The following is a 763-nucleotide window of genomic DNA, read 5'->3' as shown; positions in this document are numbered from 1 at the left end:
CCCAACGAGGACTTCGCCGGTGTCGGACTACCCGCCTCCGGACAGGGAGGTTGCGTGATCGTCCTGGACGGGGTCACTCCGCCCGCCGACGGGACGGGGTGTCTGCATTCCGTCCCCTGGTTCACGGCCCGACTGGGCGGTGCGCTGACCGAACTGACCGTTTCGGACCGAGATCTGACACTGTCGGAGATCCTCGCACGGGCGATCCGGCGCACCGCCGGGGCCCATGCGGACAGCTGTGACCTTTCTCACCCGCGAACTCCCCAGGCAACCGTCGTTCTCGTCCGCTGGTCCGCCACCGAGGTCGAGTACCTGGTGCTGTCCGACTCGGTGCTGCTGCTGCGGGGGCCCGACGGCGCGGTCACCCCGGTGCTGGACGACCGGCTGGATCGGCTGCCCCGTGCCGCGCTCGCCACGGACGCCCTGGTCGACGCGCACCTGCGGAACAAGGAGGGCGGCTTCTTCACGGCCGCCGCCGACCCGGCCGTGGCCGCCCGGGCGGTCACCGGCGTACTGCCCCGGCGCGAGGTGCGGGCGCTGGCGGCGCTGACGGACGGCGCGACCCGCTGGACGGAGAGGTTCCGGGAGGGCGACTGGACGGCGCTGTTCGACGTAGTCGCGAAGGAGGGCGCCCGGTCGCTGGTGGACCGGGTGCGGGAGCTGGAGGCGGCGGACCGGCAGGAGCGGGCGTTCCTGGGCCGGGGCAAGACGCACGACGACGCGACGGTCGTGTTCGTGGAGCTGTGACGACTGTGACCGCTGC

1 protein-coding gene is annotated in these 763 nt (G+C 72.7%); it reads left to right on the top strand.

The window, feature by feature from the left end:
* Positions 1-747 (top strand): protein phosphatase 2C domain-containing protein (locus tag IE312_RS13915; RefSeq protein ID WP_229899700.1); only part of this gene is annotated, 747 nt, incomplete at its 5' end.
* Positions 748-763 lie beyond the last annotated feature (16 nt).

Source organism: Streptomyces capoamus, from assembly GCF_014654935.1.
In the GTDB taxonomy this organism is placed as follows: domain Bacteria; phylum Actinomycetota; class Actinomycetes; order Streptomycetales; family Streptomycetaceae; genus Streptomyces; species Streptomyces capoamus.
Note: the sequence above shows the minus strand (reverse complement) of the source record. Positions and strands in the feature narration are given on the sequence as shown.